The 19,215-nt window shown below is 53.9% G+C and carries 21 protein-coding genes; 5 read left to right on the top strand and 16 right to left on the bottom strand.

Annotated features, from left to right (window positions below; all coding sequences use genetic code 11):
* Position 1: 1 nt before the first annotated feature.
* The 5 genes from Q0X64_RS12100 to Q0X64_RS12120 all read right to left on the bottom strand — a co-directional run bounded on the left by Q0X64_RS12100 (position 2) and on the right by Q0X64_RS12120 (position 6,387).
* Complete coding sequence (locus Q0X64_RS12100) at positions 2-1,525, bottom strand: monovalent cation/H+ antiporter subunit D (RefSeq protein ID WP_297813427.1); 1,524 nt, start codon at positions 1,523-1,525, stop codon at positions 2-4.
* Positions 1,522-1,890, bottom strand: a complete 369-nt coding sequence (locus tag Q0X64_RS12105) for a Na+/H+ antiporter subunit C (RefSeq protein ID WP_297813429.1) — start codon at positions 1,888-1,890, stop codon at positions 1,522-1,524. Before Q0X64_RS12105 ends, Q0X64_RS12100 begins: the two co-directional genes overlap by 4 nt.
* A complete protein-coding gene (locus Q0X64_RS12110; RefSeq protein ID WP_297813885.1) occupies positions 1,891-4,710 on the bottom strand; it encodes a monovalent cation/H+ antiporter subunit A in 2,820 nt (939 codons plus the stop codon).
* 103 nt (positions 4,711-4,813) lie between these two features.
* A complete protein-coding gene (locus Q0X64_RS12115; RefSeq protein WP_297813432.1) occupies positions 4,814-5,296 on the bottom strand; it encodes a c-type cytochrome in 483 nt (160 codons plus the stop codon).
* Positions 5,297-5,373: 77 nt separating this feature from the next.
* On the bottom strand, positions 5,374-6,387 hold the full coding sequence (locus Q0X64_RS12120) for a zinc-binding alcohol dehydrogenase family protein (RefSeq protein WP_297813435.1): 1,014 nt from the start codon (positions 6,385-6,387) through the stop codon (positions 5,374-5,376).
* 196 nt (positions 6,388-6,583) lie between these two features.
* Here Q0X64_RS12120 and Q0X64_RS12125 point away from each other — a divergent pair, with 196 nt between their 5' ends.
* The 4 genes from Q0X64_RS12125 (at position 6,584) to Q0X64_RS12140 (ending at position 8,952) form a co-directional block, all read left to right on the top strand.
* Complete coding sequence (locus tag Q0X64_RS12125; protein ID WP_297813437.1) at positions 6,584-6,847, top strand: hypothetical protein; 264 nt, start codon at positions 6,584-6,586, stop codon at positions 6,845-6,847.
* 35 nt (positions 6,848-6,882) lie between these two features.
* Positions 6,883-7,215, top strand: a complete 333-nt coding sequence (locus Q0X64_RS12130) for a hypothetical protein (protein ID WP_297813440.1) — start codon at positions 6,883-6,885, stop codon at positions 7,213-7,215.
* A gap of 67 nt (positions 7,216-7,282) precedes the next feature.
* The gene (locus Q0X64_RS12135) at positions 7,283-8,152 is read left to right on the top strand and encodes a DUF692 domain-containing protein (protein WP_297813444.1); all 870 of its coding nucleotides are present in this window, start codon (positions 7,283-7,285) and stop codon (positions 8,150-8,152) included.
* A 2-nt stretch (positions 8,153-8,154) separates the two neighbouring features.
* Complete coding sequence (locus tag Q0X64_RS12140; protein ID WP_297813447.1) at positions 8,155-8,952, top strand: DNA-binding domain-containing protein; 798 nt, start codon at positions 8,155-8,157, stop codon at positions 8,950-8,952.
* Here the strand turns inward: Q0X64_RS12140 and Q0X64_RS12145 are convergent.
* From Q0X64_RS12145 to Q0X64_RS12185, 9 genes are all read right to left on the bottom strand, one after another.
* On the bottom strand, positions 8,939-9,370 hold the full coding sequence (locus Q0X64_RS12145; RefSeq protein ID WP_297813450.1) for a DUF1841 family protein: 432 nt from the start codon (positions 9,368-9,370) through the stop codon (positions 8,939-8,941). The genes Q0X64_RS12140 and Q0X64_RS12145 overlap by 14 nt on opposite strands.
* Position 9,371: 1 nt before the next feature.
* The gene (gene nth / locus Q0X64_RS12150; protein ID WP_297813453.1) at positions 9,372-10,025 is read right to left on the bottom strand and encodes an endonuclease III; all 654 of its coding nucleotides are present in this window, start codon (positions 10,023-10,025) and stop codon (positions 9,372-9,374) included.
* A gap of 2 nt (positions 10,026-10,027) precedes the next feature.
* Positions 10,028-10,717, bottom strand: a complete 690-nt coding sequence (locus Q0X64_RS12155; protein ID WP_297813455.1) for an electron transport complex subunit E — start codon at positions 10,715-10,717, stop codon at positions 10,028-10,030.
* Entirely contained in the window at positions 10,714-11,349 is a 636-nt protein-coding gene (gene rsxG / locus Q0X64_RS12160) for an electron transport complex subunit RsxG (protein ID WP_297813458.1), read from the bottom strand. The genes Q0X64_RS12155 and rsxG overlap by 4 nt, the downstream gene beginning before the upstream one ends.
* Positions 11,346-12,380: an electron transport complex subunit RsxD gene (rsxD, locus tag Q0X64_RS12165; RefSeq protein WP_297813460.1), complete on the bottom strand. Its 1,035-nt coding sequence runs from the start codon at positions 12,378-12,380 to the stop codon at positions 11,346-11,348. The genes rsxG and rsxD overlap by 4 nt, the downstream gene beginning before the upstream one ends.
* Positions 12,381-12,384: 4 nt before the next feature.
* Positions 12,385-13,905 (bottom strand): electron transport complex subunit RsxC, encoded by a 1,521-nt coding sequence (gene rsxC, locus Q0X64_RS12170; RefSeq protein WP_297813463.1) that lies wholly within the window; start codon positions 13,903-13,905, stop codon positions 12,385-12,387.
* Positions 13,902-14,462, bottom strand: a complete 561-nt coding sequence (gene rsxB, locus Q0X64_RS12175; protein WP_297813466.1) for an electron transport complex subunit RsxB — start codon at positions 14,460-14,462, stop codon at positions 13,902-13,904. The genes rsxC and rsxB overlap by 4 nt, the downstream gene beginning before the upstream one ends.
* A gap of 4 nt (positions 14,463-14,466) precedes the next feature.
* Positions 14,467-15,048, bottom strand: coding sequence for an electron transport complex subunit RsxA (gene rsxA, locus Q0X64_RS12180; RefSeq protein ID WP_297813469.1), 582 nt, complete (start codon positions 15,046-15,048; stop codon positions 14,467-14,469).
* Positions 15,049-15,239: 191 nt separating this feature from the next.
* A complete protein-coding gene (locus tag Q0X64_RS12185; protein WP_297813472.1) occupies positions 15,240-16,310 on the bottom strand; it encodes a 3-deoxy-7-phosphoheptulonate synthase in 1,071 nt (356 codons plus the stop codon).
* A 158-nt stretch (positions 16,311-16,468) separates the two neighbouring features.
* On the opposite strand from Q0X64_RS12185, the gene Q0X64_RS12190 reads away from it, so the two are divergent.
* The gene (locus Q0X64_RS12190) at positions 16,469-17,173 is read left to right on the top strand and encodes a MaoC family dehydratase (protein ID WP_297813475.1); all 705 of its coding nucleotides are present in this window, start codon (positions 16,469-16,471) and stop codon (positions 17,171-17,173) included.
* A 31-nt stretch (positions 17,174-17,204) separates the two neighbouring features.
* On the opposite strand, the gene nhaD is transcribed toward Q0X64_RS12190, so the two are convergent.
* Both nhaD and Q0X64_RS12200 read right to left on the bottom strand, forming a co-directional pair.
* The gene (nhaD, locus tag Q0X64_RS12195; RefSeq protein WP_297813477.1) at positions 17,205-18,650 is read right to left on the bottom strand and encodes a sodium:proton antiporter NhaD; all 1,446 of its coding nucleotides are present in this window, start codon (positions 18,648-18,650) and stop codon (positions 17,205-17,207) included.
* Between the two features lie 85 nt (positions 18,651-18,735).
* Positions 18,736-19,206 (bottom strand): low molecular weight protein-tyrosine-phosphatase, encoded by a 471-nt coding sequence (locus tag Q0X64_RS12200; RefSeq protein ID WP_297813480.1) that lies wholly within the window; start codon positions 19,204-19,206, stop codon positions 18,736-18,738.
* Between the last annotated feature and the right edge of the window lie 9 nt (positions 19,207-19,215).

Genomic DNA, 19,215 nt, shown 5'->3' on the forward strand with positions numbered 1-19,215 from the left:
CTTATTCTCTCGTCACCGCCGGTTGTTGAAGCACGGCATTGATGTAGCCATCACGGTCTACATACTGGGCCGCTGCCTGTTGGGTCAGTGCTGTTAGTGGGCCGGCACTGATCACCATCAAAGGACTGATCAGTAATAATGCCACGACGACAGCCAGGGCGGAGGATTTCTGTGTTTGTCCGTCATTATGGGTGTCGGTATTGACCTGATAAAACAGGGTTGAGCCACTTCTCGCCATGGCGATCATCATCAGCAAGCTGCCCAGCAGGATAGCGCTGAAAATCCATACCTGCAGCGGATGGCCCAACGCCGCGTCAAGCAGCAAGACTTTGCCAAAGAAGCCCGATAATGGCGGCATGCCGGTAATACTGATGGCGGCGACCAGATACAAACTGCCCAGCAGAATGGCCTGAGACATAGGCGGTGCACTGCGCAAACGATCAGCATAACTGCCACGTCCACGGGCAATCAGATCCGCCATCAGGAAAAAGGCGGCACCCATCAGGGTCGAATGCAGCAGGTAATAAAGACTGGCTGACAATGCCTGAGCCTGGTTTATGCCGATACCGATCAGTAGGGTCGCGACTGAGGCGAGCACCAGAAATGCCGCCTGTTCTTTCAAGCCCCGGGCAGCAAAAACACCAAATGCCCCCAGCAGCAGCGTGAGCATGCCTAACCAGAGAACGACATCCAGATGCAGACCCGCCAGCGCGCCAGCCTGTTCACCGAACAAGGTGCCGTGAACACGAACAATCGCATAGAGCCCGACTTTGGTCATTATCGCGAACAGGGCAGCCACAGCCGCAGAGGTGTGGGCATAGGCACCGGGCAACCAGAGATAAAGCGGGAACATGGCTGCCTTGATGCCAAATACCACTAACAGCAACATGGCCGCCGCAGCGACGATGCCCTGGTCAGCAGGACTGACTGTTGCCATTTTGTCAGCCATATCAGCGATATTCAGCGTCCCCAGCACACCGTAGAGGGTGCCCACGGCAAATAAAAACAGGCTGGAACCGACCAGGTTAATCACCACATAATGCAGCCCGCCCTTGGTACGCAGGCGCCCGCCGCCATGCAAAAGCAGGCCGTAAGAAGCCAGTAGCAGTACTTCAAAGAACACAAACAGATTAAACAGATCGCCGGTCAGAAAAGCACCATTGAGGCCGAACAACTGAATTTGATAAAGCACATGGAAATGCTCGCCCTGACGGTCAGTGTCCTGACTTATCGCATAGAGCAGGGCAAACAGGGCCAATACAGCTGTCACCAGCAACAACAGAGCCGACAGTTGATCCAGCACCAGTACAATGCCGAACGGTGCCAGCCAGTTACCCAGCAGATACACCTCATGGCCGCTGTTGCCGGCAACCATTAATGTTTTAACAGTCAGCACGACTAGCGCGACGGTCATCGTCAGATTCACAGCGCGTTGCCAGTTCAGGCCACCTACGCGGGTAAACAGCGCCAGGATACCGCCAATCAGAGGCAGCAAAACAGGAAGAACAGGCCAGATAGAACTCATGTCTGATCCGCCTTGCTTTTCGGCGCCTGTTCTTCAGCTACATAACTCATGCCATCGACATGATCATTACCCAACTCGCTGCGGGCTTTCAAAGCCAGCACGATCAAAAAGGCAGTCATGCCAAAGGCAATGACGATCGCGGTCAGCACCAGTGCCTGTGGCAGGGGATCAGTGTAGCCGCTGGCTTCGGGTGAGATGATAGCTGCCTGGCCCACCTGCAGCCGGCCCATGGAAAACAGAAAGACATTGACCGCATACGACAGCAAAGTCAGGCCCAGCACCAGCGGAAAGGTGCGGGCGCGAAGCACCAGGTAGACTCCACTGGCTGTCATTACGCCGATAACAATGGCGACTAACCACTCCATTTAGTAACGCTCCTGTTGTTGCATTTCGTGCGAGGCATGGCTGAGTTTGCCCAGTTCCACCAGGATCAGCACCGTCGCGCCTACTACGACCAGGAAGACACCTAAATCAAAGGCCATGGCACTGGCGATTTCAAACTTGCCGACCAGCGGCCACTTCAGATAGGTGAAGGTTGAGGTCAGGAAGGGATGTGACAACAGCATGGCAACTACGCCGGTGACCACGGCAGCACTGAGTCCCAGTGCAGTGACTACATGCATATCAGCGCGAATACGTTGATTAGTCCAGTCGATGCCATTGGCCAGATATTGCGAAATCAAGGCTACGGCAGCGATCAGACCGGCAATAAAGCCGCCGCCGGGCAGGTTATGGCCACGCAGGAAAATAAACACAGCGACCATCAGCATCAGGGGGAACAGCAGCCGGGTCAGCGTCTGCATGATAGGCGGATGCGGATCGTGGCTCCACTCCCGACCTTGAATATCACGCAACGGTGCCGGCAAGCGCAGTTGTTTGAGCATAGCGAAGATACCCAGTCCGGCCAATGCCAGTACCACGATTTCACCCAGCGTATCGAAACCGCGGAAGTCGACCAGAATCACATTGACGACATTGGTGCCACCGCCGCCGGGTTTACTGTTCTCGATAAAGAAGTCGGAAATCGGCGCATAGTCACGGCTCATCACTGCCATGGCCAGCAGCATGACACTGACACCGGCACTGACTGAGAGTACAACATCACGGGTCATACGGCTGGCATTGCGTTCCTGAGGTGTGTGCTGAGGCAGGAAAAACAAGGCCAGCAGCAGTAACACAATAGTGACGACTTCCACGGACAGCTGGGTCAGAGCCAGGTCCGGCGCGGAGAATTTAACAAAGCCCAGCGACACGATGAGTCCCACCACGCCGACAATGATCAGTGACACCAGTCGTTGATGATGCAACACCGCACACAAGACACTGGCCAAAATGACAAAGGCGGCCAAAGCCAGCGTCAGCACATCAACGGCCATCAGATTCCGATCGCCCAGCAAAGGGCTGTTGAATTGCAGATAACCGGCAACAACCGCAACGACAGCGCTTAGCAACACCCAACTGGTGGCATTCTGCAGCGAACCACGATCAAAGAGACGACTGATTTTACCGGTCGCCACCAACAGGCCATGCAGGCACATATTGAACAGAGTCCGGGCATCTATGCGCGGCAGATTCTCATCATGCCATCGGAACAGCTTATGACGGTTAAAATAGACCACCGCACCAATGCCCATCGCAATAAAGCTCATAATCAGCGGCAGGTTAATACCGTGCCAGATAGCAAGGCTGTAGGCCGGTGCCGCTTCTTGCAGACTGGCCGATACAGCCACTGTCAGAATCGGGGCAACCAGGATCATCGGTGCCATTCCCACACCCAGGCAAAGCAGCACCAGGATATCGACCGGGATCTTCATAAAGCGTGGTGGCTCATGTGGTGTCTTGGTGAGCCCGACCGGTTCACCGTTAAAGAACACATCATGAATAAAGCGCAGCGAGTAGGCGACCGAGAAAATCGCCCCCAGGGTGACCAGCACCGGGATAGCCCAGGTCAGGATATTGCCGCCACTGGCAGTCACGGCCTGCTGGAAGAACATTTCTTTACTCAGAAAGCCATTCAACAAGGGCACGCCGGCCATAGCCGAGGCGGCAATCATCGCAAGCACCGCAGTATGCGGCATGTACTTGAGCATGCCATTGACCTTACGCATATCACGGCTGCCGCATTCGTGGTCGATAATGCCGGCCACCATAAACAGCGAGGCTTTAAAAGTCGCATGGTTAATAATATGGAAAATCGCGGCAACAGCAGCCAGTTGTGTGCCGAAACCGAACAACAAGGTAATCAGCCCCAGATGGCTGATAGTGGAGTAGGCCAGCAGTCCCTTGAGATCATGTTTGAACAGTGCGGTGTAAGCACCGAGCACCATAGTGATCATGCCGGCACCACCGACCAGCCAGCCCCAGGCTTCGGTGCCTGATAGGGCCGGGAACAGGCGTGCCAGCATGAAGATACCGGCTTTGACCATGGTCGCCGAGTGCAGGTAAGCCGAGACAGGTGTCGGGGCTGCCATGGCATGTGGCAGCCAGAAGTGGAACGGGAACTGGGCTGACTTGGTGAATACGCCCAGCAGGATCAGCACCAGTGCCGTCAGATAAAGATCATGCTGGCGAATCAGATCGCCGGCCGCCAGTACCTCGGTCAGATTATAGCTACCGACAATATGGCCGATAATCAACACACCAGCCAGCATGGCCAGACCACCTGCACCAGTTATCGCCAGCGCCATACGGGCACCATCACGGGCATCCTGTTGATGTTGCCAATAGCTGATCAATAAAAATGAGGTCAGCGAGGTCAGCTCCCAGAAAACGACCAGCTGGATCAGGTTTTCCGACAGCACGATGCCCAGCATCGAGCCCATGAACATCAGCAAATAGGCAAAAAAGCGGCCCATCGAGTCGCCGGGAGAGAGGTAATAGCGGGCATAGAGAATGACCAGCAGGCCGATCAGCAAAATCAGAAAACTGAACAACAAGGCCAATCCGTCTAGGCGGAAAGCAAAGTCCAGTCCCAAGGCGGGCAGCCAGGACCAGCTCTGAATCAGTGTCTCGCCGGCGAAGGGTATCGACATAGCCGGCATCAGCATGATCAATGACAGCAGGGTTACCAAACCCGCCGCCCAGGCCGATGCCACCCGGTTGATATTGGCTGCCCAGGCAGCCAGCGGTGCCCCGAAAAACGGGATCAGGGCAACCAGTGGGAGATTAAATGAGAGCAAGTCCATTAACATTAATCAGGTCGCGCTTTGGCGATTACCCCTGTGTAGCTGATTTAAAAAAGCACTGCCCGGGTGCCGGACAGTGCTCGCTTTTGGTTAGTTGTATATTTTATTGCGCCTGCGACACCATGTAATCGACCGCGGCTTTGACATCATCATCACTCAAGTCCGGGTTACCACCACGAGCCGGCATGGTGTTGAAGCCGTTAATAGCGTGGTCATAAAGGGTTTCGATACCTTTTTCGATACGCGGCGCCCATTCATCAGCACTGCCCAGTTTGGGAGATTGCATCAGACCAGCAGCATGACAGGTGGCACAAACGGAAGACACAATTTGTTCACCTGGACCACCGGCACCGCCAGTATCAGTCGCTTCGGCTGGCGGAGCTTCGACAGCGGGCGGTTCACCGATTTCAACCTGGGCAATCGGCTTGATACGTTCTTCAACAGCTTCAGGCTCCATACTCTCCGGCGCCGTCACATTTTTTGCGACGTTTTCCATGTTGTTAAGCACGACCAGCACCACACCAAACAGCACCATGAAAATGACCAGACTGCCGATAAAAAACTGGCCTGATTTTTTATTATTCATCGTTGAACCTCAAGCATAAGATTGAAAACCTGCGGCAATTATACGGTTATCCATCACGCTGTGCCACGCCATGAGGTTTATTCCTCTATGGGAGTGAGTGCAATTTTACCCAGCGTATGACCACTGAGCAGTTGCTGATGTGCTTCACCCAAGCTATCGGCAGTCATCGGGCCGAGGTTGTGCTTCAGCGTGGAGCGTAAGCTGCCGTCATCCAGCATTTCCGATACCCGGTTCAGAAGTTGGTGCTGAGCGCTGATGTCATCGGTTTTAAACATTGGCCGGGTAAACATGAATTCCCAGACAATGCCGGCGCTTTTGGTCTTGAGTTTGTCGATATTTTGCTGCTGCTGGCTGGTCACCACAAAGCAGATCATGCCCTGCGGTGCGATCAAATCAGTGACCAGTTCGTAGTAAGGATCGGTATCGCCCAGACACAGAATATAATCGGGTGGGGCAATGTTGAGTTTCGCGTATTCCTCGCTCAGATCGTGATGATCGATCACGTGATCCGCGCCCAGTTCCCGGCACCAGGCTGACGATTCTGGCCGTGATGCGGTGGCAACCACGTTCAGCTCAGCCACCTGTTTGGCTAACTGAATCGCCATCGAGCCGACCCCACCGGCAGCACCGATGATCAGCAGGGTTTTGCCTGTATCCAGGTTGGGGAAAATTCTCATCCGGGAAAACAAAGCCTCCCAGGCGGTAATACTGGTCAAAGGCATGGCTGCCGCTTCAACTGCTGGCAGCTTTCTGGGGGCAAAGCCGACAATACGTTCATCCACCAGTTGATGACTGGCATAGCAACCATCACGGCTGATATCGCCGGCATAAAATACCTTGTCACCTACTTTAAAAAGCTCGCAGTCTTTACCCGCTGCGATCACCGTGCCAGTAGCGTCCCATCCAATAAGCTTAGGCTTCTCCAACTGACCCTCAATACCCGCTTTGACTTTGGTATCGACCGGGTTGACCGCGATAGCGTCGATTTTGATCAGCAGATCTTTACCTTCAGGAACCGGCAAGGGCTGAGTGAAACGGGTGGCTGTTGTGTCGCTGCTGGTATAGCCCAGAGAAATCATTTCCTGGCTCATAATCTGCCTCGTTGCATGGGTGGTGGTCCATCTTAATGAAACGGGCCGGCAAAAGGCAATCGAGGGCTTTGATGTTTATTTTGTAACGTTTGGTGTTTGAGACCGTCGACACTGTAGGGAGGCGCCCCCCTACTATCATCATTAACGGCCCAGGCTGTGAGTGATGCTCGAAACCTTAATGATAGAAGGGAGTGATATGAATAAATTGAAAACAACAACGGGACTGGCCCTGGCCGTCGCTGCAGCGGGATTGATGGGCTGTACGGCAAACCAGGCAAACACCAGTCAGGCCAGTGCCCAGGAAATGGTGCATTGTCACGGCGTTAACAAATGCGCCGGTCATAACGACTGCAAAACGGCAGATAATGCTTGTGCCGGGCAGGGGGCATGTAAAGGCCAGGGGTTTGTCACCATGTCTGCCAAAGCCTGTGGTGATGTCGGCGGCGAAGTCGGCAGTTAATTTACTTTCGTCGCTGGACGAATAAGGAGACAAACATGAAAAAATCAACCACAGCAACTGGCGTGGCTTTGGCCTTTGCCGCAGCGAGCATGATGGGCGCTGCCACGGTTAATGCCGCACCGAGTGAATCCGCCAACGTGCATTGTTACGGCGTCAATGTCTGTAAAGGCCATAACGACTGTAAAGTATCCGGTAATGCCTGTAAGGGGCAGAATGATTGCAAAACGGCCGATAATGCCTGTAAAGGTCAGGCCGATTGCAAAACAGCAGGCAATGCCTGTGCCGGTCAGTCTTCATGCAAAGGACAGGGCTTTGTTGCCATGTCAGCAGAGGCCTGTGATCAAATTGGTGGTACAGTCGGTAAATAAGCCGATAGGTCATCGACTTCATGTCGCTGTTGCGGCATGAAGTCGATCATCCTTTTAAGGAGCGCTTATGACACGTCCGTTTCTGGGATTCGGTCTTGGCTTGAGGACCGATCATTACCAGCACATTATTGAACATCAGCCACCGATCGACTGGTTTGAAATCTTGTCTGAAAACTATATGGTGCCGGGCGGTAAACCGTTAGCTAACCTCGACAGAATCCGTCAGGATTACCCCATGGTGATGCACGGGGTGTCGATGTCGATAGGTAGTACCGATCCACTTAATACCCGCTATCTGGATAAGCTCAAGGCATTGATTGAGCGGGTTGAGCCTGCCTGGGTTTCTGATCATCTGTGCTGGACCACGGTGGATCATATCAACAGTCATGATTTGCTGCCGTTGCCGTATAACGAGGCGGTGATAAAGCACATTGTTGATCGCATACAGGCGGTGCAGGACTATATCGGTCGCGAGATCCTGATCGAGAACCTGTCCAGTTATGTGACTTATCACAGCTCGGAGATGAGCGAATGGCAATTTGTCAACGAGATTGCCCGTCGCAGTGGCTGTTTCCTGCTGGTCGATATCAATAATATTTTTGTCAGTGCCAATAATCATCACTTTGATCCGCGTGACTACATCAACGGCATTGATCCGGATCGGGTCATGCAGTTTCATCTTGCCGGGCATAGCTATCATGGCGAGATGATTATTGATACCCATGATCATCCGGTGTGTGAGTCAGTCTGGGATCTCTATCAGTATGCGCTGGAGCGCTATGGCGCCGTCAGCACGATGATAGAGCGGGATGACAACATTCCTCCCTTTGCGGAACTGCATGAGGAACTGACTCGGGCTGAGACTATAGCCCGCCGGACATTGACCGCAGAACAACTGGCGATCAACAGCGGCCGGATGATGCAGGGAGTTGCCTGACAATGGAGCTGAGGAGTTTACAGCAGCAGTTCCTCTATCACCTGCTGGGTGAGTCAACCGGGTTGGAGAAGGTGATCGAGTCAACCCCGATGATGTCCGCCCGCGACCGGCTGAATATCTACGCCAATGGCTACCGCATGCGGTTAAAAGAAGCGCTGCAGACCGACTTCGACAAACTCCACAGTTATCTTGGTGACGCGCAGTTTGATGCTTTGATGAATCGATATATCGACACCCATCCATCACACACCACCAGCCTGCGTTATTTCAGTATTGCATTAGCGGAAATGCTGGCACAGGAATCACCTTACAGCGAACATATTGAGCTCGCGGAGCTGGCAAAGATTGAGCAGGCATTCGCCAACAGCTTTGATGCTGGCAATGCAGCCTGTTTGTCTCTGGAACATTTTGCTTCAATTCCTGAACAGGCCTGGCCGTCGTTACAGTTGACGATGCAACCTTCGCTGCAAATTATTGCTTGTTACAGCAATGCGTTTGCTATCTGGAAAGCCTTGTCTGCCGGTGAGCCGCCACCTGAAGCACAGCATCGTGATGAGGTTGAATACTGGGTGGTCTGGCGTCGTCCAGATCTGATTAGCCATTATCGACCTTTAGCGTTTGCCGAATATACCGCGCTCAAATCCATGTCTGAAGGGGACAGCTTTGCTGAGCTCTGCGAGCAACTGCTGGACTTGTTTTCGGAGACAGACACACCCATCAAGGCGATTGGCTTTTTACAATCCTGGGTGCAGGAAGATATGCTGGCCGGGTTGGATTACGACGGTATTAACGCGACTTGACCAGCTTTTTCAGCGCTGTCAGGTAGTCTGCTTCAGCTGGTGGCTGGCCGTCACGTTGTGCCTGCCAAAGCATCTCTGCCAGACATTCTGCCATCGCATGTTCACAGTCATGGCGATCACCAAAGCGCAGCAGTAATTGTTGATATAAATCGCGGATACCGGCAGGTCGGTCGGTGCTGATTTGCTCGTGCAGGGAAATATGCAGGCCCATATGCAGGAACGGATTGGAGTGACCGGCTTCTACCGGAAAGTCCTGATCCAGCTTATCGGGATCGGACAGCAGCGCATGATATTCGGGGTGCATTTCAATGATTTGTGCGACGACCTGCTCCATGGCATCCAGCGGCTGGCCATTTTGTTGTTTGGCCCAGACATCAAAAAAGAACTGACGCAGTTGCTGGCGGTTCTGCCCAAACATATCAGGCGCTGGCTCTGGCGCGACGCTGGTTATCGCGGAAAAAGTCGCAAAGGTGGCTGACGCAGCACTGTTCACACTTGGGTTTACGGGCGGTACAGACATAGCGCCCGTGCAGGATTAACCAGTGATGGGCATCCAGCATAAACTCCTTGGGTACGACTTTCATCAACTTGTCCTCCACCGCGCGCACGGTTTTGCCCTTGGCCAGGCCGGTGCGGTTGGAGAGGCGGAAAATATGGGTGTCGACTGCCATCACCGGCTGTTTAAAGACGGTGTTAAGCACCACATTGGCTGTTTTGCGGCCGACACCGGGCAGGGCTTCCAGCGCCGCTCGTTGGGCCGGGACCTCACCCTCATGCTTTTCCAGTAGAGCGCGGCAGGTTTTAATGACATTTTCGGCCTTGCTGTTAAACAGGCCGATAGTTTTGATGTATTGCTTGAGACCGTCGACCCCCAGATCAAGTATCGCCTGCGGCGTATTGGCGACCGGGTAAAGTTTGTCAGTGGCCTTGTTTACGCTGATATCGGTGGCCTGTGCCGACAGAATCACCGCAATCAGTAACTCAAACGGGCTGCTGTAATTAAGCTCGGTGGTCGGCGCCGGGTTATGCGCTTTCAGGGTGGCGAAAAATTCACGCCTCTGGGCTTGGTTCATAACTAAGCGGAGGTGGCTTCTGCCTCGACTTCAACCGGTGCTGCTTTAGGCTGACGGTCAGCCAGTTTGATATCAATAATATTTTTCAGCGCCACAATCAGGCCCAGCCCGATAAAGGCACCGGGCGGCAACAACGCCATCAGAAAACCCCGATAGTCTTCAATTACGGTGATGGTAAAGCCACGCGCCGCCTCACCGAACATCAGGTAAGCCTGAGAAAATAATGTGCCCTGACCGATCAGTTCACGCATGGCTCCCAGTAATACCAGAACCGCAGTGAAACCCAGTCCCATCATCAGCCCGTCAAGCAGGGCAGGACCAACCGGGTTACGGGCAGCAAAAGCTTCTGCACGGCCGGTAATAGCGCAGTTGGTGACGATCAGGGGGATAAAGATCCCCAGGATCAGGTAAAGCTCGTGGAACCAGGCATTCATCGACAGTTCGATAATGGTGACGATAGAAGCAATGATCATCACGAACACCGGCAACCGCGCTTCATCCGGAATTTGATGGCGCAGCAGCGAGATAATACCGTTGGAGGCAACCAGTGTCAGAATCGTTGCCAGACCCAGTCCCAGTCCGTTAATGACGGTATTGGTGACGGCCAGCAAGGGGCATAGCCCGAGCAGTTGCACCAGGCCGGGGTTATTGCTCCATAAGCCGTCCTGAATAATTTGCTTGTAAGCGTTCATGAGCTTTCCTCGCTAGGGGCAAATAATGCCTTTTTCTCATCGCGGAAATAAATCAGTGCCTCTTTGACGGCATTGACCACAGCGCGCGGTGTAATCGTGGCACCGGTAAACTGGTCAAATTGACCGCCGTCTTTTTTCACTTTCCATTTGGCCGCAGCCGGGTCAGTGAGTGACAGGCCTTCAAACTGTAAAATCCAGTCCGATTTATTTTCATCAATCTTATCACCCAGCCCCGGTGTTTCCTTGTGGCTGATAACACGAACACCGGCCAGCTTGCCGCTGTGATAAATGCCAACCAACATTTTGATCTGACCCGAATAACCATCCGGCGCCACCACGGTTAAAATAGCAGCCACCGGCTCACCATCAAGCCGTGCACGATAGATTTCAGTGGGTTCTTCGGTGCCCAGTGCCATCGTGGCAGGCCACTTTAAGGTGTCCTGCAATATATCGTTGTCGTATTGCTCATGCGGAATCAGGGCGTTAATGCCATCCAACAGACGCTGACGCTCGTTTTCAGTGATCTGATCGCGGGTATTGCGCTCGGTGAAGGCCACCAGTGTAGTCGCCACGATCGCAAACAGCCCCAGTAACAGCCCCACCCGGATGATATGTTTCTGCAGCGCCATCATTTGCTGGTCGCTCCGTAAACCCGCGGCTGGGTGTAGTAATCGATCAAGGGCACCAGCATATTCATCAGCAGCACCGCAAAAGCGACGCCGTCAGGATAACCGCCCCAGATCCGGATAATATAGGTCAAAGCACCGACGCCGGCACCAAATACCAGCCGACCTTTAACGGTGGTGGAGCCCGATACCGGATCGGTGGCGATAAAAAACGCCCCCAGCATGGTACCGCCGCTGAACAAATGCAGCATCGGCGAGCCGGTGATGTCCGGTGCAAACAAGCTGGTCAGGCTGCTGAAAACAAACAGGGTCAGCAGCATTGCCACCGGCACATGCCAGTTGATTACACCGCGGTACAGCAAAAACAAACCGCCCAGCAGGAACCACAGGTTGATCCATTCCCAGCCCAGGCCACCGAGCATGCCGAACAGATCCTGATTCACAATATATTCGGGCAGAATATCCAGTCCGATCTGGGTTTTCATCGCATCCAGCGGCGTGGCGCCGGATACCGTGTCAGGCACAAGACCACCACTGGTTTCACCGCTGAAAATCAACTGCAATGCCTGGCTGAAGTTGAGCGGATTATCGGCCAGTGACAGCACCGGCAGCCAAGTGGTCATTTCCAGCGGGAATGACAACAGCAACAGCACATAGCCGACCATGGCCGGGTTGAACGGGTTATAACCCAAGCCGCCATAGAGATGTTTGGCAAACACGATAGAGAACAGTACACCGGTGACGGTCAGCCACCAGGGCGACAATGGCGGAATCGCCACCGCCAGTAACACCGCGGTGACAGCCGCGCTGCCATCACTGATAAAAGGTTTAACCGGCCGTTTACGGATCTTCAGCATCAGCGTCTCGGCCAGCAGGGCCGTGACCAGTGCCAGGCTGATATTGATCAGTACGGCCGGACCAAAGAACACCACCATGGCAGCCACGGCTGGCACCATGGCCATCAACACCTGCAGCATTTGCAGCGTGACACGGTTCGTCCCAGCCAGAAACGGCGGACTAATCCGGAATAGGGGCATGCGCTTAAGTCTCCTTGTCGGCCGCTTCAGCCGTTTCGGCTTTAGCAGCAGCTTCTTTTTCTTTTTTGGCCTTGGAAGCCGCCAGTGCAGCTTTGCGTTGACGTTGACGCTCTTCTTTTTCGCGTTTTTCCCTTTCCATCCGGGCCTGGCGGGATTCAAAGCGCTCGCGTGCCAAATCGGATTTTTCGCGTTCACGTTCCTGGTTCATGATTTCCGTTTTGGCAAAACGGAAATACGACACCAGTGGGATCTTGCTGGGGCAAACATAGTCGCAGCAACCACACTCGATGCAATCAAACAGGTTGTAATCCTGGGTTTGATCAAATTCCTTGGCCCGTGAGTGCCAGTAAAGCTGTTGCGGCAGCAGGCTTGCAGGGCAGACGGAAGCACAGTCACCACAGCGAATGCAGGGCAACGGATCGGTTTTGGGTGCGGCATCTTCAACACCGACCAGAATGCAGTTGGCAGTTTTGGTTACCGGCAGATTATCACCGGACAGGTTGAAGCCCATCATCGGTCCGCCAAGAATAAACGGCTCATCAGGCTGGCGCTTGGTTTCGGCAAATTCCAGCAGTTCCGAGATCGGCGTTCCAAACAGGGTTTCAAAGTTACCAGCATGGGTCACATCGGTGCCGGTGACGGTCACGATCCGTGAAATCAGCGGCTCGCCGTGATTGATAGCACGCCCAACTGCATAGGCGGTACCCATATTATGGGACACGATGCCGATATCAATTGGCAGGCCGTCACTGGGCACTTCCTTGCCGGTCACCACCTGGATGATCTGTTTTTCACCGCCGGTCGGATAACGGGTCGGAATCACCACGATGCTGGTATTGGTCAGATGTGGACGCGCTGCCAGTGCCAGTTCCATCGCAGAAATAGCCAGTGGTTTGTTGTCTTCAATCGCCAGAATTACATTGCGTGCCCGCAGCGCATGTCGCATGATTTCGACGCCGTCGAGAATGCCGTCAGCGCGCTCGCGCATCAGCATATCGTCACAGGAGATATAGGGCTCACACTCAGCGCCATTAAGCAGCAGGGTTTCCACCGTGTGGTGAACGCCCGGATTCATTTTGATAAAGCTGGGGAAACCGGCGCCACCCAGCCCCACGATGCCGGCATCACGAATGATCTGACGAATTTCGTGGGCGGACATCTCGCTGAAGTTTTCTACCGGATGACGCTCGATCCATTGATCTTCACCATCGGTTTCGATAGTAATGCAGGGGGCACTCAGACCGGAAGGGTGGGGAATAGCCTGTTCATCAATCGCCACTACGGTGCCCGAACTGGGCGCATGCAGACACACTGAGACGTGACCGTCTGCCCGGGCAATACGCTGGCCTTTCAAAACCTTGTCACCCACGCTGACAACCGGCATCGCCGCGGCACCGATATGCTGCTGCAGAGGCAGGATCAGCTTGTCAGACAGCGGCGTTTTGCGGATTGGCGTTTGCGTGGAACGCTTTTTATGGCCACGCAGTTTCAGCCCACCGGGGAAATCAGACAGAGGTTTGTTCATGCCTGACCTCCGCGTTCCAGTTGCAGATGCGAGGGATCCGGCCAGCGCCAGGTGTTGGGGTTCTGCGCGACTTCCACCATATCGATACAATCGACCGGGCAGGGTTCAAGACACAGTTCACAACCGGTGCATTCATCAGCAATGACGGTATGCATATGCTTGGCTGCGCCCAGAATGGCATCCACCGGACAAGCCTGAATACACAAAGTGCAGCCGATACAACGCTGTTCGTCAATCACCGCCAGTGTTTTGGGTTTTTCCACGCCGCATTCTTCATCCAGCGGCTTGGGTTCAACATCAAGCAGATCGGCCAGCGACTGAATGGTGGCTTCACCACCTGGCGGGCAGCGGTTGATATCGACTTCACCGGCCGCAATCGCTTCGGCATAGGGCCGGCACCCGGCAAAGCTGCATTGTCCACACTGAGTCTGCGGCAGCAGTTTATCGATTTGCTCGACAATCGGGTCACCTTCTACTTTGAACTTGACCGAGGCAAAGCCCAGCAGCAGACCCATCACCAGTGCCAGCAAAGTTAAGGCAATAATCGCAGTCAACATACGGCTACACCTTCACCAATCCGGCGAAGCCCATGAAAGCCATGGACATCAGGCCAGCAGTAATCAGACCAATAGCAGCGCCCTGAAATGGCACCGGCACATCAGCCGCAGCCAGTCGTTCACGCATGCCGGCAAAAATCACCAGTACCATGGAGAAACCGATCGCTGCACCAAAGCCATACAGGGCAGACTCGATAAAGCCGTGTTGCTCCTGCACATTAAGCAGGGCCACACCCAGCACGGCGCAGTTGGTGGTAATCAGGGGCAGGAAGATGCCCAGTACCTGGTAAAGCAGGGGACTGGTTTTGTGCACAACCATTTCTGTGAATTGCACCACCACGGCGATAACAAAAATAAAGCTGATGGTGCGCAGGAAACCGATGCCGAACGGCGCCAGCAGGTATTCGTTGATGAGGTAACTGCTAATCGACGACAAAGTCAGCACGAAAGTGGTGGCGAGCGCCATACCCATAGCGGTTTCCAGCTTACGGGAAACGCCCATGAACGGACACAGCCCCAGGAATTTTACCAGGACGATGTTGTTCACCAGTATCGTGCTTAACAGTATCAGGGCATAGTCTGCCATTTAATAACCTACTGATTTCCTCAGGAATTCGTTGTTATTTCAGCGCGAGCGCCGCTCAGGTGCTGAATATCAAACGTGCATTATAGCTTAAAAAGGCGGTTTTCTGAAACGTTACGGCGGCTTTATCGCCTTGTCTGATAGGGACTTAGCGAGTCGTCAAAAGACAAGGACAGCCAGCAAAACATTCCCACTCAGCTTGTCGCTGATTGCCGCTCACGACGCTGACGGACAGCCTGAGCCAGTTCCTGCAGCAGCGGTGCGGTGTTATCCCACGCCATACAGGCATCGGTGATGCTCTGACCGTAAACCAGCTCCTGTCCGGGTTCGTGATTCTGCCGTCCGGCGACCAGGTTGCTTTCCAGCATCAGCCCGATAATACGTTTATCACCGTGAGCGACCTGTGAAGCGACATCGCGGCAAACGGTTTCCTGGCGGATATGATTCTTTCCACTGTTGGCATGACTGCAGTCGATCATCATCTTGGCGTCCTGACCGGAACGGCCAATCACTTCGGCAGCGGCATTGACACTCTCGGCATCAAAGTTCGGCGAACGGCCACCGCGCAGGATGACATGGCAGTCCGGGTTGCCGGTGGTGGAGAAAATCGCTGAACGGCCTGCCTTGGTCAAAGACATGAAGTGGTGTGGTTTGGACGCCGACAGACAGGCGTCAACAGCTATCTGCAGGCCGCCGTCGGTCGCGTTCTTAAAGCCCACGGGGCAGGACAGACCCGAAGCCAGCTCGCGGTGTGCCTGACTTTCCGTGGTACGGGCACCGATAGCGCCCCAGGAAATCAGATCAGAAATATATTGCGGGCTGATCAGATCCAGATATTCGGTGGCTGCCGGAATATTCATTTCCGCCAGATCCAGCAGCAGTTTGCGGGCAATGTGCAGGCCATCATTGATTCTGAAGCTGCCATCCAGATACGGGTCGTTGATCAGTCCCTTCCAGCCGACCACTGAGCGCGGTTTTTCAAAATACACCCGCATAATGACATGCAAATCGTCTTTTAACTCCTCGATCAGCGGCTTAAGCCTTGTGGCATATTCGCGGGCCGCGTCGGGATCGTGGATGGAGCAGGGACCAACAATCACTATCAGACGATCGTCATTTTTGTGAAGAATGTCCTGGCTTGCTTTGCGCGCAAGGAATACCGTTTCCGATGCCTGGTCGGTAATAGGCAGTTCTTCATGTAGTTGCGCCGGTGGCAGGACTTCCTGTATACCGGTGATTCGCAAATCGTCTGTGCTGTAGAGCATGATGGTCGCTATATTGTGTCTATGATTAAACAGTAAATTGTACCCGCTGCGCCGGTTTTGTGCTATGTCACCTTTGCCTGCGGGAAGAAGTTTCTCAGACCGAGTTTGCAGTGAATTGTTCATGGGCTGGCGCAACTGCCCACAAGTAACGGGGCAAAATGGATAAGGAAGATTTTATGCGGTTGGTGGAATCACTCAAGCAAGGACAGGAAAAGCTGGAGTCGCTCAACTCCGAGTTTAAAAACCGGGTCGGCACCACGCTGAAAAACTGGCCGGAGACCTTGAATAAAAAAGTCTCGGATATTCGTAATCTGTCCCTGCCCTGGACCCAGTATTTCCACTTTTTTCATGAGCCCGATGAAAATCAGGCTGTGTCGGAAGACCGGGCGCCCAGTGAAAAGTTTATTGCCCTACGTGAGCGGCTGGAAGCCCAGCTCGGTGAAGAGAGCTATGTGGGGGAATGGTTCGAGCTGGATCAAAACTGTATTAATCAGTTTGCCACCGTGACCGGTGATCAGCAGTGGATTCACACTGATCCCGCACGTGCCGAAAAAGAATCCCCCTTCAAAGCCACCATCGCCCATGGTTTTCTGACCTTGTCGCTGATTCCGATGCTGACTGATACCGTTAACCCGGAAAACGAGGCCTACCCGGAAGCCCGTCTGGTGGTGAATTACGGTATGAACAAGGTTGTTTTTCCGGCACCGGTCAAAGCCGGTAAGCGCATCCGGGCCCGTACGCGGATTATTCAGATCACGCCAATGCGACGTGGCCTGGAACTGGTCAGGGAAGTCAAAATCGAAGTGGAAAACAGTAAGCGTCCGGCCTGTATTGCTGAACTGGTGCTCAAACTCTACGACTGATCAATAAAAAGCGGCTTTCAGGCCGCTTTTCCTAATGCAGCACTGGTTCAAACAGATCGGCATTGAGCCAGAGGTGAAGCCAGATACTGGCTGCATAACCCAGCGCTATTGCCCAGATCCATTTAAGGTGACTGAAGAAGGTGTAAATCCCTCTGGCCTGACCCATTACGGCAACACCGGCAGCTGAACCCACCGACAGCAATGAACCGCCGACACCGGCGGTCAGAGTGACCAGCAGCCACTGACCGTGGCTCATCTCCGGCATCATCGATAAGACTGCGAACATGACAGGAATATTATCCACTACGGCAGAAATCAGACCGACCAGAATATTGGCCGTGGTCGGACCCAGATCGCCGTACATCAGTTCCGAGCCCATCGCCAGGTAGCCGATAGTGCCCAGCCCGCCGACACAGAGAATAATGCCGTAGAAAAACATCAGCGTATCCCATTCAGCGCGCTCGATCTGACGGAAAATATTAAATGGTTTTTTGCCTTCGCCGACCTGCTCCAGTTCCATCATCAGTCGTGACTCACGCAGTTTAAGCACATAGCCGTAAATCTTAAGGAAACCAAGACCGGTCATCATGCCCACCACCGGTGGCAAATGCAGGAAGTTATGGGCGCAGACCGCCATCGCAATAGTCAGCAGGAACAGGCCGATAACCACAAAGGCGCCGTCCTTGAGCACGGCTTTATCGCCGCTTGATTCAGGCGTGACTGCTTTGACAGTCAAAGACATCAGGAACGCCGGGATTAGCCAGTTCACCAATGATGGCAGGAACAGCGCGAAAAACTCATGGAATTCAACCACCCCTTTCTGCCAGACCATCAGCGTGGTGATATCGCCGAAGGGACTGAAAGCGCCGCCGGCATTGGCAGCCACCACGATGTTGATACAGGCAACGCCAACAAAACCCAGATTATTGCCGCCCACGGCCATGACCACGGTGGCCATCAGTAATGCCGTGGTGAGATTGTCGGCCACCGGTGAGATGAAAAAGGCCAGTAGGCCGGTCAGCCAGAAAATCGTTCTCAGGGAAAAGCCCTTGTTAATGAGCCAGGCTCGCAGACTGTCGAATACGCCGCGCTCGCCCATGGTGCCGATGTAAGTCATGGCCGCCAGCAAAAACAAAAATAATTCGGCGTATTCGAGGAGGTTGTGACGGATCATCACCTCGGCCGTGTGATGGTAGGCCGAGTCAGGCTGCTGTGCGTAAACAAAGGCAATCAGGGCCCAGATCAGGCCGGCGGCGACCATCACCGGCTTGGACTTGCGCATATGGATTTCTTCTTCCACCACCACCAGGGCATAGGCGAAGATAAACAGGACAATGGCGGTATACCCTACCCAGTGTTGGGTCAGATCCAGCAATTTCACCGCTTCCGCCGCCTGGGCCAGTTGCGGCATCATCCATAAAACCAGTCCCAGCAATGCCGCCGGCAGGGCGACGTTGCCCCGTGATTGCGCATTCACGTCACAAGTCCTTATTCAGATTTAAGTCAACGCGCAATCATACTCCGCCGGGCGGGCAAAGCAACTACTCAATTTGGGTTAGTGACTAGCTGATAACGCTCTTGTAAAAGCCCTGTGAGGCGTCTTCGACCAGATCAAACACATGATCAAAGCCATTCTGGCCGCCGTAATAAGGGTCGGGCACATCCTGTTCATCACGCTGCGGCGCATAGTCAAGGAACAGCTTGACCTTGCTTTGATACTCAGGCGGGCAGGCATCCATCAGGATGGCGTAGTTGTCCTGATCCATCGCCAGGATATGATCAAACATCTCAAAGTCATTGCGGGCGAATTTGCGGGCACGGATAAACGACAAATCAATGCCGCGCTGGCGGGCAGTCTGCTGCGCGCGGCCATCGGGCTCTTCTCCAACATGATAGGCATGGGTACCAGCGGAGTCGATCAGAAAACGGTCACGGGTACCAGACTGTTCCACCAGGCGGGTAAACACACCTTCGGCGGTGGGGGAACGGCAGATATTGCCCATGCATACAAACAAGACTTTGATTTGGCTCATCTTTCCTCT

Origin of the sequence: uncultured Methylophaga sp. (assembly GCF_947259025.1) — a bacterium.
Lineage (GTDB): Bacteria > Pseudomonadota > Gammaproteobacteria > Nitrosococcales > Methylophagaceae > Methylophaga.